The organism is Chitinophaga pinensis DSM 2588, from assembly GCF_000024005.1.
Taxonomy (GTDB): domain Bacteria; phylum Bacteroidota; class Bacteroidia; order Chitinophagales; family Chitinophagaceae; genus Chitinophaga; species Chitinophaga pinensis.
Window position 1 is genome coordinate 73543 of sequence record NC_013132.1, and the last position, 12684, is coordinate 86226.

General features: G+C 44.9%; 10 protein-coding genes. 7 read left to right on the forward strand and 3 right to left on the reverse strand.

Going from position 1 to position 12684, the window contains the following annotated elements:
• Positions 1–8: 8 nt before the first annotated feature.
• From CPIN_RS00280 to CPIN_RS00305, 6 genes are all read left to right on the forward strand, one after another.
• Entirely contained in the window at positions 9–998 is a 990-nt protein-coding gene (locus CPIN_RS00280; protein ID WP_012787742.1) for a helix-turn-helix transcriptional regulator, read from the forward strand.
• Positions 999–1113: 115 nt separating this feature from the next.
• Positions 1114–3753 carry a glycoside hydrolase family 2 protein gene (locus CPIN_RS00285; protein ID WP_148230483.1) on the forward strand — a complete coding sequence of 880 codons (2640 nt, stop codon included), beginning with the start codon at positions 1114–1116 and terminating at the stop codon, positions 3751–3753.
• Positions 3754–3874: 121 nt separating this feature from the next.
• Positions 3875–4414 (forward strand): hypothetical protein, encoded by a 540-nt coding sequence (locus CPIN_RS00290; RefSeq protein WP_012787744.1) that lies wholly within the window; start codon positions 3875–3877, stop codon positions 4412–4414.
• A 193-nt stretch (positions 4415–4607) separates the two neighbouring features.
• Positions 4608–5609 (forward strand): helix-turn-helix domain-containing protein, encoded by a 1002-nt coding sequence (locus CPIN_RS00295; protein WP_012787745.1) that lies wholly within the window; start codon positions 4608–4610, stop codon positions 5607–5609.
• Positions 5610–5787: 178 nt separating this feature from the next.
• Positions 5788–7437, forward strand: a complete 1650-nt coding sequence (locus tag CPIN_RS00300; protein WP_012787746.1) for an NAD(P)/FAD-dependent oxidoreductase — start codon at positions 5788–5790, stop codon at positions 7435–7437.
• 418 nt (positions 7438–7855) lie between these two features.
• Positions 7856–9055, forward strand: a complete 1200-nt coding sequence (locus tag CPIN_RS00305; RefSeq protein ID WP_012787747.1) for a hypothetical protein — start codon at positions 7856–7858, stop codon at positions 9053–9055.
• A gap of 17 nt (positions 9056–9072) precedes the next feature.
• Here CPIN_RS00305 and CPIN_RS00310 read toward each other — a convergent pair whose 3' ends face one another.
• Positions 9073–10317: a DEAD/DEAH box helicase gene (locus tag CPIN_RS00310; protein WP_012787748.1), complete on the reverse strand. Its 1245-nt coding sequence runs from the start codon at positions 10315–10317 to the stop codon at positions 9073–9075.
• A gap of 91 nt (positions 10318–10408) precedes the next feature.
• Between CPIN_RS00310 and CPIN_RS00315 the strand changes: the two genes are divergently transcribed.
• Positions 10409–11077 carry a DUF1345 domain-containing protein gene (locus CPIN_RS00315; RefSeq protein ID WP_012787749.1) on the forward strand — a complete coding sequence of 223 codons (669 nt, stop codon included), beginning with the start codon at positions 10409–10411 and terminating at the stop codon, positions 11075–11077.
• A gap of 78 nt (positions 11078–11155) precedes the next feature.
• On the opposite strand, the gene CPIN_RS00320 is transcribed toward CPIN_RS00315, so the two are convergent.
• Together CPIN_RS00320 and CPIN_RS00325 are read right to left on the reverse strand one after the other, a co-directional pair.
• Complete coding sequence (locus CPIN_RS00320; RefSeq protein WP_012787750.1) at positions 11156–12115, reverse strand: HTTM domain-containing protein; 960 nt, start codon at positions 12113–12115, stop codon at positions 11156–11158.
• 11 nt (positions 12116–12126) lie between these two features.
• Positions 12127–12615: a hypothetical protein gene (locus tag CPIN_RS00325; RefSeq protein WP_012787751.1), complete on the reverse strand. Its 489-nt coding sequence runs from the start codon at positions 12613–12615 to the stop codon at positions 12127–12129.
• Positions 12616–12684: the final 69 nt, after the last annotated feature.

Here is a 12684-nt window from a genome sequence, read left to right on the forward strand (position 1 = left end):
TCAACACTATGCGTTCTACCTTATTTAAAGCGAACAGATTACTGCTGATCGAGAAGAACAGACAAGCTTATCTACCAGCGAGTAGTCTGCCTGTAGAATATCTCAAGCTCATTATCCCTTACGCCGGATTATATTTTCGGGCAGATGCCGCATGTGAAATTCTTTCACAGCATGTCAATGTAGGTCCCTTCTCCCTATGGATGCATGATATCTTTGCGAAGGAACAAATGATACTGTTACCCTATACACCGTATCATATCTGGACATTGCATTTCATGTATGAAGATTCCTTGATTGTGGAAGGCAATCTCAATTCCCCATATACACTCGAAGAACGGGAATGTAACCTGTTCAATTTGTACCCGGGGTTACATCGTATTCCTATGGCAGATAATACGAAAGTATTGTCCGTCCATATTAACATCCGGCCAGAGTTCCTTCCAGCGTTGGCAGCGAAATATCCTCAAATGAGGGATTTACTAAATCGCCCTATGGCTGCGCAAAGCAGCGCTTTGAATGCACATCCGCATCATGTTAACCTGGTATGTGACTATTTAATTCAGAAGATCCTGACCTGTAAATACACGGGTAAAAAAGCGCATCTCTTCCTTTACCGTTGTTGCCTTGATTTGCTGTTAAACTTCGCCACACAGGAGGCATATGCACATGAGCCATTCCTGTTTAGCAGTCTGGCACACCAGGACGCTTACCGGCAGCTGTTTCATTTTATGATCGAGCATCCGCATAAACCCTGCTCCGTAGCAGAATTAGCTTTGATGTTTGATATTCCTTTTGCAGAATTGGAAAAAGGATTTCTGCAGCATTATTCCGTCTCCATCCAGGATTTCGGACATATGGTGCAGATGATGATGGCATTTAATGTGCTGCATCAGAAACATTGGTCATTGGACGCGATTGCGGACGCAACCGGTTTCAGCCATTCAAATGAGCTGGCAGCGGCATTGGAGAATTATTACGCGTTCAAATTGAAAAAGTAGGAATCAATATTTGGCGGGTATATTACCATTCTCTTCTCAGCGCAACTATATGGCGTTAAATTATTGTTATGCATATCCCCTAAGATGGGTATGTGAACCTCAATATCAGTTCCCGATGAAGAGAATGTATGCTGCAGTGGTCGCCATTGCATTTTGCTGCGCGGCAAATGATAATAGTTATGCGCAGGCAAACCCCGATAATGCTACCTGGAAAATGCAACCAGTAAGCATCCAAACCAGGTGGGCGAAGAATGTCACCCCCCAGAATGTATTGCCAGAGTACCCACGTCCCCAGATGGTGAGAAGTGAGTGGCAGAACCTGAATGGACTGTGGGAGTATGCCATTACAGGCAAAGATGCTGCAAAGCCTGCTCAATTCGACGGACAGATATTAGTGCCATTCCCTATTGAATCAGCCTTATCTGGTGTACAGAAGCCTTTATTACCAACGCAAAGACTTTGGTATAAACGTAGTATCAGTAAACCTGATGTAACAGTTGGCAAACGTGTGCTGCTTCATTTTGGTGCTGTGGATTGGGATGCAAAAGTCTACTTGAATGGTAAAGAAGTCGGTGGACATACTGGCGGCTATCAGAACTTCTCTTTTGATATTACGGATGCTTTGAAGGACGGTACAAACCAGCTGGAAGTCGCTGTATTCGACCCTACAGATCAGGGTATTAACCCTCATGGAAAGCAGGTGTTAAACCCACAGAATATAATGTATACAGCCAGTAGCGGTATCTGGCAGACGGTTTGGATGGAGACTGTCCCTTCCGCTTATATTAATAACATTCGCCTTACACCGGATATTGATAAAGGTAGCCTGAAGTTGGAAGTACTGACTGCTGGAAAGACGGGCGATTATACTGTTGAGGCTATTGCTTCGAATGGTAAAAGGGTGAAAGGCAAACCAAATGCAGAGCTGTTATTACCAGTCCCAGACGCAAAGCTGTGGAGTCCAGATCAACCCAATTTATACAATCTGAATGTAAAACTGTTGTATAAAGGAAAGGTTGTAGATACAATAGGCAGCTACTTTGGAATGCGCAAGATTGAAGTAAAGAAGGACGAGAAAGGTGTTGATCGCCTGTTCCTGAATAACAAGTACACTTATCACTTAGGAGTTTTAGATCAGGGTTTCTGGCCAGAAGGTTTATATACGGCTCCAACTGATGATGCCTTACAATTTGATATTATGGCTATCAGGAACATGGGGTATAATACCATTCGTAAGCATATTAAACTGGAGCCTGCACGTTGGTATTATCATGCGGATAAAGCTGGTATGCTGGTATGGCAGGATATGGTGACTTGTGCGAATGATAAGCCTGAGGCGAAAGCTGCATTCGAAAAAGAAAACAAAGAGAATATTGCGCAGTTATATAACTATCCAAGTATTGTTATTTGGGTGCTGTTTAATGAAGGGTGGGCGCGTTATGACCAGAAGCGCTTGACAGAGTGGATGAAGAAAGAAGATCCATCTCGCATTGTAAATGGACATACTGGTGAGAACTATGACCGAGATGCACCACAGGACGTATCTCAGAAATGGGCGAGTAGTGACTTGACTGATATTCATGATTATCCGGGACCTGGTATTCCGCCAGCCTTACCTGGTAAGGCGCGAGTACTTGGAGAATGGGGAGGTGTAAGAGTACCTACGTTGAAACATCAATGGAACGATATGGAAGGATGGGGCTACATTCAGGTACCTGCATCGGCATTTAAAATGAAATATGATTCCCTGATCAAAAACTTAAAAAAGTTTGAAGAACAGGGGCTTTCTGGATCAATTTATACAGAACCATTTGATGTAGAAACCGAAGAGAATGGCATGATGACATATGACCGAGAAGTGATCAAAGTCGCACCTGAGGAGCTAAGAAATATACACGGTCAAATATTGGCCCAGGCGAAAAACTATGCAGCTACTATTGGGGTGTTTCAGGCAAAAATTGCAGATACCGCAAATCCTGATTTACAATATGCGACACTTCTCGAACAATTTAAAAATGGCAAAAAAGATTCTGCATTCTTAAGAGACCTAACATTAATGGCAGTTCGTTTAAAAGACGACATAAACATGTATAAACTTTGCAATACTTATCTATCTCAACTTTCAGAGCCAATGACATTAAACACACTCACATTTATTGACCGGTTTACATTTTCAATAAATGATGTAGGATTTAATATTATACAAAAAAATAAAGAGAAAGCCATAGAAATTCTCGGATACAAAAAGGTAAACGACATATTAAAATCATGCATTTTTGAAGACGAAATAAAGCCTTATGTGTCAGACATCAAAATAAATCCAGATTGGAATGTCTTAGAAAAAAAACTAGTCAATAAATATAATGCTCCTGGGGAGGAAATACTACTAACAGCGAAATCTACACATATGTTAAATCGAAAGGACTGGCCGAATTTTGTAGCTTCCACATCTGCTCTGGTAAATAAATATGGACAAAACATGTCTACCACTACTTTAAACAACTATGCCTGGACAATTTTTGAGAATGTTTCTGACACAAGTCTGCTGAAAGAAGCACTAGTATGGAGTAGAGCTAGTCTTCAAGATGAGATCAGCCCTGATAAATATGACACTTATGCTAACTTGTTACATAAGATAGGGCGCCAAAAGGAAGCGGTTGAATGGGAACAAAAAGCAGTTGACATGCAACCTGGCCCCAACGTGTTCACTCAAACCCTCGAAAAAATGAAACGCGGTGAAAAAACCTGGAACTAGCACGCTGTTTAACTCCTAAATACCCCTTAGCGGCTCACCTATCGGTGAGCCGCTTCACATTAACCTCATATTAACTTCTTTTTAGTTTTCATTTATTAGCTTAGTATAAACCATCCCTACTATGATGAATCACTATACCAACTTTATCAAAGATTTCGACGCACTCCCCATCGAAGACATTGCCAATTTTTTCCACGACAACGCCGGCCAGATCGACACTTTAATCCAGCTCTACCAGGCATACAACAAACGTATCCTGAACATACAATGCAAACGCATACATGAGCTTAAACAAGCCATCACCACTATCACAACAGACGACCAATGGTCTGACATGGAAGGACTCGAACTCACCTACGACCAGTTCATGCCCAACATCACCATTACGGGCGGATTTGCCTCCAATGCAACCGATCCATTACATACATTCAATATTGAAATAAGCGTCCCTGACGACCATTCCTGGAACCATTACGAAAACCACCTGATCAGCCGTTATCCAGGCCAGGAGCCAATAATAAAAGGCGATAGCACCATTCTACACATCGCCGCCCGCCCCGGCAATGAGACCACAACCATCCTCAGCACCCTCGAAGAAGTGTATTCATTCCTGTCCAGCCTCACTGTCAATACTTTTTTCCACTCGTTAACATCTCATTAACTAACTTCCCTTCCCAATTTATTAGCTTAGCTCCATAAAGAAAAAGTGAATGTTGTGACGGCATTTCACCTTGAAATCCATCACATTACCGGTACTGAATTAGCATTGTTCCCGTAGCCAGCAGATCAACCGTCTGGCTCATTGTTTAGCTCATGTGTTTCATCAAAAAGTGACCGTTAAAACGCGATTATGTATGTACCCAACGTTATTTGAAGAAAACAAGTTGCTGCTGATAGACCGCCTCGAACAGTCATATCTCCCGGCAACATACATTCCGACTGAATATCTGCCCCTTATCATACCTTATGCTGGCTTATACTATGAGCAGGACAACGATTTTAACATGCTTACACAGCATGTACCGTTAGGCCCTTTCTCATTGTGGCTGCATGATGTCTTTGCCCGCAAAGACATTGTGCTATGCCCATACGCACCCTTCCACCTCTGGGCCTTACACTTCATGTATGAAGATACCCTCAGAGCCGTGACCTTTAAAACAAACGGATTCACCTTAGAGGAAAAACAATGTAATCTCTTTAACCTCTATGCGGATATGCACCGGGTGCCTATGTTCGCCGGCCAGAAAATATTATCATTTCATATCAATATCCTGCCGTCTGCGTTTATGCAGCTGGTACAGGTCTACCCAGGACTACAGTCCTTAGCCAATAAAAGACTACAAAAACACTCCAGCATCATTAACGAAAAACCGTATCGTATCAACGCGGTTTGTAATATGCTGATCCAGAATATTGTTTCCTGCCGTTATATTGAATCCCAGGCCCGTCACTACCTCGAACGCTGCTGCCTGGATCTCTTCCTCAACTTCGCACAACAGGACGCTATATCCGACGAAGTGAGAATCCCCAATGAAGCACAGGCACGCCTCTATCATGACATTTTCGAATACCTGGTCGAACACCCCCATCAACCCCACACCGCTGACCAGGTCGCAAAAATGTTCGATATGTCAGGCGTTAAACTGGCCACCGCCTTCCGGCACCAGTTCAGCGTTGGTATCAACGCTTTTATTCACATGCTCAAAATGATGTTGGCATATAACAGCCTAATGCAGCAGTGCGTATCACTCAAAGAGGTCGCCCATACAGCCGGGTATAAAACCATCGACGAACTGGTACGCGAAGTAGAAAAGTACTACAACTGCAACATTGCTGCGCTGCGTAGAAGCATGTAACTTCATTTTGCATTGTTTCAGAAAGCTCCTTTATGGGGCTTTCTGCATTATAGCCCTTTCACCCTCCCTCCTAAGTTTTTCTCCCCATCTCCTAAGTTCACTTCTCACCGCCTCTCCTACCTTTGAAACGTACGAAAACTGCGTTACTACCATTTTAGAGTTCTCCAAAAGTTAGCCCATGGATCAGCCTATTTTAATACCACAAACGAATACCGAAGCTCCTGTAAAAAGAAAAGCCATTATTATCGGAGCCGGTCCCGCCGGATTAACAGCCGCGTATGAATTACTGAAAAGATCAGACATCATTCCTGTGATTTTGGAAAAATCAGGCGACATTGGTGGTATCTCAAAAACCATTAATTATAAAGGTAACCGCATGGATATCGGTGGCCACCGCTTCTTTTCCAAATCAGACCGTGTCATGAACTGGTGGTTGAATATACTGCCTGCTCAGGATACCGGGAATGACCAGTTCACCATCAGCTACCAGAATAAATCCAGGCAGGTAGCACCGGGAGAAAGTATCACCTCCCACGACAGCGACAAAGTAATGCTGGTGAGAGAACGCCTCTCCCGTATCTATTTCCTCCGTAAATTCTTTACGTATCCGATCCAACTCTCTATCGATACACTCAGGAAACTGGGAGTGGGTACCACCATCTCCATCCTGGTTTCCTATCTGCAGGCACAGGCGTCTCCGCGCAAACCGGAAAACAGCCTGGAAGATTTTATGATCAACCGCTTCGGTAAAACATTGTACAACCTCTTTTTCAAAGACTACACAGAAAAAGTATGGGGTGTACCTTGTCACGAGATCCCCGCTGAATGGGGCGCTCAACGTATCAAAGGTGTCAGCATTCGTAAAGCCATACAACACGCGGTACAAGCTGCTGTGAAAAAGAAAAAATCAAAAGATATCTCTCAGAAAGATACCGAAACCAGCCTGATCGAACAGTTCCTCTACCCCAAACTCGGCCCCGGCCAATTATGGGAAGAAGTAGCCCGCCAGGTACAGGAAATGGGCGGTACCATTCTCATGCACCACGACGTAATATCCGTAAACGCGCAGGATGGAAAAATAGTTTCCATCGAGGCATTTAACAAGAACGACCTCCAGACGGTAGAACTTAAAGGAGACTATTTTTTCAGCACCATGCCGGTGAAAGAGCTCATCGCCAGCCTGGAAGCTGATGTACCACAAAATGTAAAAGAAGTAGCCGCTGGCCTCCAGTACCGCGACTTCATCACCGTAGGTATCCTCCTGAAAAATCTTTCCGAACAGGATAAACGCTCCGGTAAATGGAAGCCGCTCCAACTGAAAGATACCTGGATCTACATTCAGGAAAAAGATGTAAAAGTGGGCCGTTTGCAGCTGTTCAACAACTGGAGCCCATACCTGGTAAAAGACCCCAATACGGCCTGGGTAGGTATGGAATTCTTCTGCAATGAAACAGATGATTTCTGGAAGATGCCGGATGAAAAGATCGCCGCTCTCGCAATTCGTGAATTACAGAAAATAGGCCTCGCCAACGCAAGCGATGTACTCGATTCTACCGTACTGCGTGTAGAAAAAACATACCCCGCTTACTTCGGCGCCTATGAAAGATTTGATGAGGTAAAACAATATGTCAATACCTTCCCGAACCTCTTCCTGGTGGGCAGAAACGGTATGCACAAATACAACAATGCAGACCACTCCATGCTGACCGCCATGGTATCAGTCGATAATATCATCGCTGGTGAAACGGGAAAAGACAATATCTGGTCCATCAATACCGAACAGGAATATCACGAAGAGAAAACTGAAAAAACGGGGCAAACAGCCTGATCAGTCGTATAACATGAAATTAGCCGGACAGGAGTGCCCGGCTACATGTATACAGACTAAAAAAATTCAATCAGGATGCAATGATAAGCCTTTCATAACGTAAATAAGTTAATGCGAGGTTAACAGAAATAAATTCCCCTTGTAACCACTTAAAGGTTTTATCCGGCGCTTCATACCACTTGTTTCGTTCAGCATCGCGATTACGCTGATCGTTGACCCGGCTGTAGGACAATTGGCCTGGCTCACATACCCGGGCCACTTTTCCTGCACAAAAATAAATTAGGAATTAACAATTAGGAATTAAGAATTGGTATAATAAATTCCTTCTCTATTCATTTATACCCTCCATTCTAATCTCCTGATCCGTAAACATGATTCCTAATTCTTAATTCTTAATTGTTAATTCCTAATTGATATTATGCGAACGCCATTGTTACCGCTGCAACAGCTGCTGGACAGCTTGCAGCACCCGCCACAAACCGACGATCCGGACGCCTATGAAATTGCCAGTTTTATGCACAGACAATCCCTTGCCGCTATAGAAGATATTACCCTCGCTTTTGAAGAATGCCTCGCCGCAGGTGTCAGCGAACCCACCATCAGAAAATATGTAAGCATCTGCCAGGAAAAGATCACTGCGCTTTGTAATGACGTCCCCTTCAACTGGCTCGAAGTAGAAACCGCAGCCCCCGTAGAATACGACGAGTGGCGCTACCTCTGCAATGACCTCTGTCACCAGCTGGAAGACCTCATTCTCTACCTTATGTTTACCTATGCCAAGTACTATAACAAAATGGCAATCACGCCCAACGTGTACCGGGAACTGATGCGGCAACGCATCGCTCCCGGTCTTTCCGTCATCCGGAACTGGTTTAGTGAAACGGATGAAAGTTGCCGGGAATTACAGCAGATGATCCTCAGCCTGTACGACGCCTTTGATCCGGAAACGCCCAACAGGATGAACCACTATCAGCTCGATTTTCTCCGCGAACTACAACAAGCCCTCCTGAAATATTGGGCACAGGAAGATAATACGCTCGATCACGGCTCACTACAGCAATTGCTGTTCACACTCAACTACAACAGCACCGACTATTATCATTATTGTACCTCCTATATCAGCCAGCAGTTAATGGAATTACCCGACGCACACACGCAACTGGACCTGCTGTCCTTTATCCATAAAACACTCTGCCAGTTGCCTGTAAAAACCGGACTAGCCTATAGTCACGACGCGCCCTCCATCATCTCCCTGCTGAAAGAATGGCTACAGGTAGAAACAAGACACCTGCAGATCAAACTGAAACGCAGTTCTTCCGGCAGCGTGAAGAAATTCAAAAGCCTGCCTGAAAATTTCAAATTGCAAACTTCCCTGACACTACCGGAGCTGGCAGCCTTATTCAGGATATTAAAAGAAGCGGGAATTGTGGAAAACAGGAACATGCAGGATGTGTTCCGGGTCATTTCCCTCTGCTTCTCCATTCAAAAGAAAGAAGCATTCGAAGGAAACTTATTCCAGTCACATTACTACCACATTTCTCCGGAAACTTATAAAAAGATGGAAGATCTGGCACACTCCCTTGTCAGGAAAACCTTCCAGCTGAGAAAGGAACAGTAAACCGCACTGTTCGCGGTTTACTTCTTTTTCTTTTTCTTCTTCTTCAGCAACTCCTGCTGTTTGTTGTGCTCGTCCAGCAACAGCTGCCAGTTATCATTCGGGATATCTTCTGAGAAACTGATCGTCTCCCGGTAATCATTCTTATCGATCTTCATCACCGTAATCTCCTTACCAAGGTATTGCTGGATAGCATCTAATACCGGCTTTTCCTCGTCGCTACAGAAAGAAACAGCCTGCCCCTTCTTTACGCCTCTGCCTGTACGTCCTACACGGTGTACATAGTTCTCCGGCACATCCGGCAGGTCATAATTCACCACATACTCCACATCCGGGATATCTATACCTCGTGCATTCACATCGGTGGTAATCAACAGTTTGATATCGCCCTTCTTAAACTCGTCCATCACCTGCAAACGGTTATCCTGCTCTTTCCCGCCATGCATCGTCAGGGATTTAATACCCACACGCTCCATAGCAGCAGCCACACGTTCCGCACGCACCTTCGTACGTACGAATACCAGGATCTTATTCTCCGGGAATTCCTTCACCAGTCTTTCCAGGAAAAAACGTTTGTCATCCATACCCACATAGGCCACCGCGTGCTGTACATTCTTAGACACCGGGTCCTGCGGAGAGATCTGGATCCTGATCGGGTTATTTACCACAGAATAAGCCAGGTCTTTAATATCCTCGTCGATCGTCGCTGAGAAGAAGAGTGTTTGGTGTCTCCTTGGCAGATGCTTCAATACATCCCGGATATCCCTGATAAACCCAAGGTCCAGCATATGATCCGCTTCATCCAGGATCAGGATGCCGGTCTGACTCAGGTCAATAAAGCCCTGACTGATCAGGTCAAACATACGACCCGGCGTTGCAATCAGCACGTCTACCCCCTGCGCCAGCTTTTTCAGCTGCGGCGCCTGGTCCACACCACCATGTAAGCCCAGTATATTGAGTTTGGTATATTTTGCAAGCCTTTCAAACACTTCTGAGATCTGAACAGCCAGTTCCCTGGTAGGTACCATTACCACACAGCGAACCTCTCCCTTGGTCTTCCGGGGATGGTATTGTTGCAGCTTATGCAACACAGGAATAGCAAAAGCAGCTGTTTTACCCGTTCCTGTCTGTGCAATGGCCAATACATCGTCACCCTTCAGTATGGAGGGGATCGCCTTAAATTGAATATCCGTAGGACGTTTAAAGCCTAATTCTTCTAAACTTCTCTTAATTTCCTCGGAAATACGGTACTGCTCAAACTTCATGCGGCAAAGATAGGCTAAAGCTGACAATGCTGCGGTGTACTGGCGCACTAATTGTGAATAAGCTACCTTTAAAGACAATTCCGCTCCCCCCATGAGAAATAACGTTTTTGTCAAATTACATCCCATCCATCGCGTCCTTATCAGTGCCGGCCTCGCCGGAGCCGTATTTCTGCTCACACAGGCAGTCTCCCTGACGCCACTCATACGGGGCGTACTCCTATGGGACGTATTTGCCCTTGTCTACAATATCACCTGCTGGGTGGTCATTTTCAGCCGTTCTGTAGAGGAAATACGGAAATATGCGCGTACCGAAGATGGCAGCCGCATCTTTGTATTCATTGTCATCTTATTGGCGTGTTTTGCCAGTATGCTGATGGTATTATTGCTGATGTTGTCTGATGAAGCCCAGGACGCGGGAAAAATATTGTATGTGGTGGTAGCCGTAGCCGGGATACTGCTATCATGGGCAATGGTACATACCATGTTCACCTTTCATTATGCGCATATCTACTATGATGACGATGAAAATGATGCGAAGAAACATGCCGGCGGCCTGGAATTCACGAAAGAACAGCATCCCGATTACCTGGATTTCGCCTATTTCTCTTTTGTAATAGGAATGACATTCCAGGTATCTGATGTGGAGATCAGCGCACGCAAACTACGCCGTATAGGATTGCTGCATGGCCTGATCTCTTTTTTGCTGAATACCTTTATAGTCGCTATGACAATCAACATCATCGCCGGACTAAAAAACTAAGCTCCCCAAGCCACCCAGTATAACAGCTGCCCGGAGTATGTTCCTTAACATAGATAATTCTCCTGCTATCCGAACATACTACATCTCAAACTCATGCGAAAATGCCTGGGTGGCCAGCATACCTGCCCGGTGTAGTTTTTTCCGCTCCCGCAGAGGGTGTATCAGCGAATAATACGCCTGTTTAAGATAAGGCCATCCAAAAGCAGCCGTATTGAAAATGATCATGATGGTAGAGAACAATTGCAGTCCCATAAAGATGGCAATACTGGTGTGTAATAATACAATGGCTACATAGCCATAAGGGCGGCTGCGGCGCCACCAGATAAAGAAAGGATAACCTGTTTCCAGTAATAATGTACTCCAGCACAACAGCTTCGCAAACAAAGGATAATTGGCCATCCAACGCATATCAAACCGCGCAAATTGTCCCTGCATCAGCGTCTGCCAGATAGCCTCTCCATTCCACCACTGGATACCCATGGCCTTTTCTGCTCCTGAAGCCACATACACTACACACAGGTGTATCTGCAATACCCTTAATGAGAGCGTATTCCATTCACTCTCCACCGGTTTGGTACTCAGGAAAAGCTTGTCCCATGCAAAGACTTCTCCCACTGGCATAATGATGCAGTAAAACAGGGCAATATGCATGAACGTTTCCACACCATACGCGCCCATAAAACCGGTATTAATAAAAGTAAACTGGATCGCCCAGGCGATAAACGCCGCATACCGGGTAAACTTTCCGATCAGTAAAGCACCCAGACTACACAGATAAGTACCCATCAGCACATACACCAATGTCGTGGCAGCGGTACCTGTTAGCTGAGCAAGGGGTTTTAACCAGGATAATTGGGGCATATAGGGGTCAACAATCCCACTGCTGACGGACCAGGGGATCAGTCCATCAGGGCCATATAACATGGCGATACTGCCTATCAGCCAGCCGCCCTGTATAAGCCCTAACAGCGCAATCGCAATCCTGAAAAAAGCCAGTGGCTCACCGGTAGAAGGAGCGAGAAAGAAACGTTTTATCATAACGGAAGGTTTTATCGGGTTACTCTGAAGTCTTTTACCAGGAAGGGCTCCCATTTAGGTTCACTCCCAGCACGGTATGCCGCCATGGCCGGCACACGTTTATCAATGACGGTTACACGCACGACGTTACTACTTGGATGCTGCCGTAACATATAGGCTGCACAACTCTTTGCCAGCAGGGACTGCGCCTCTTCTATACTAAAAAAATTGTAAATGGTCTGAATACGGCGGTTACACTCTGTATTAGGACCTTCCAGTCTTGTCACTTCCTGGTGACTTCCATCACCAAGGGTATACACTACCGCGATCTCGTTCCCTACATGCGGTGCAAAGAAGCTGAAAATATTCCCGCTACCGGTAAAGTCTCCGTAAGTAGTGATCTGTTTCAGCAACCAGGGCTTATCACTCGTCCACTCTTCCAGATGTGCAGCATGTAAAGCCACCACCATAAGATGAAAGCACGCAATGCAAAGCCAGACGCGTTGTTTTATTGTAAGCATAAAAAAGAAATTAAGAGAATTAAGAATTAAAAATTAAGAATTGGTTGACCGCCTCTATCACAACAATCA

Excerpts from the sequence above, each read along its gene's own strand:
- CPIN_RS00280 (WP_012787742.1), top strand. The coding sequence starts at position 9 with ATGCGTTCTACCTTATTTAAAGCGAACAGATTACTGCTGATCGAGAAG.
- CPIN_RS00285 (WP_148230483.1), top strand. The coding sequence starts at position 1,114 with ATGAAGAGAATGTATGCTGCAGTGGTCGCCATTGCATTTTGCTGCGCG.
- CPIN_RS00290 (WP_012787744.1), top strand. The coding sequence starts at position 3,875 with ATGATGAATCACTATACCAACTTTATCAAAGATTTCGACGCACTCCCC.
- CPIN_RS00295 (WP_012787745.1), top strand. The coding sequence starts at position 4,608 with ATGTACCCAACGTTATTTGAAGAAAACAAGTTGCTGCTGATAGACCGC.
- CPIN_RS00300 (WP_012787746.1), top strand. The coding sequence starts at position 5,788 with ATGGATCAGCCTATTTTAATACCACAAACGAATACCGAAGCTCCTGTA.
- CPIN_RS00305 (WP_012787747.1), top strand. The coding sequence starts at position 7,856 with ATGCGAACGCCATTGTTACCGCTGCAACAGCTGCTGGACAGCTTGCAG.
- CPIN_RS00310 (WP_012787748.1), bottom strand. The coding sequence starts at position 10,317 with ATGAAGTTTGAGCAGTACCGTATTTCCGAGGAAATTAAGAGAAGTTTA.
- CPIN_RS00315 (WP_012787749.1), top strand. The coding sequence starts at position 10,409 with ATGAGAAATAACGTTTTTGTCAAATTACATCCCATCCATCGCGTCCTT.
- CPIN_RS00320 (WP_012787750.1), bottom strand. The coding sequence starts at position 12,115 with ATGATAAAACGTTTCTTTCTCGCTCCTTCTACCGGTGAGCCACTGGCT.
- CPIN_RS00325 (WP_012787751.1), bottom strand. The coding sequence starts at position 12,615 with ATGCTTACAATAAAACAACGCGTCTGGCTTTGCATTGCGTGCTTTCAT.